The organism is Streptomyces beijiangensis, assembly GCF_017315755.1.
GTDB lineage: Bacteria > Actinomycetota > Actinomycetes > Streptomycetales > Streptomycetaceae > Streptomyces > Streptomyces beijiangensis.
On sequence record NZ_JAFLRJ010001317.1, the window covers coordinates 1 to 401 of the forward strand.

A 401-nucleotide genomic window follows, 5' to 3' on the forward strand; every position below is an offset into this window, starting at 1 on the left:
CCGCAGCTCTCCGGCATCAGCACCTGACCGGGCTGTACGGCGAAGGGCGACACCATCGCGTCCTCCACCCGCAGGCACTCCGGGAAGCGCACGGGCCGCGCCGACCCCAGTACGCCCCACCCCAGCCGGTGCTCGCCGGGCGCGTCCGACCGTACGAGCAGCAGCCCGCTGTCCGGATCGGCCAGCAGCAGGCGGTCTTCGCTGTCCTCCGCGATCTGCAGCAGCGGCGAGACCTCCCCGCCCCGCTCCAGATCGACCGCCACCGCCTTCGTCACCCCATCGGACTCCCGGTCCAGGGCGAGCATCCGCCCCTCCCGGTCCAGCCAGACCCCGCCCGAGCACCGCCCCGGCACCTCCGCCACGTGCTCGGGCCCGAAGGCGCCGCCCGCGACCAGCCACAC

Annotated in this window: 1 pseudogene; it reads right to left on the reverse strand. The window is 75.1% G+C overall.

The features are described 5' to 3' along the window. Window positions 1–401, reverse strand: a pseudogene (locus J0695_RS41650) (hypothetical protein); the annotation flags it as partial.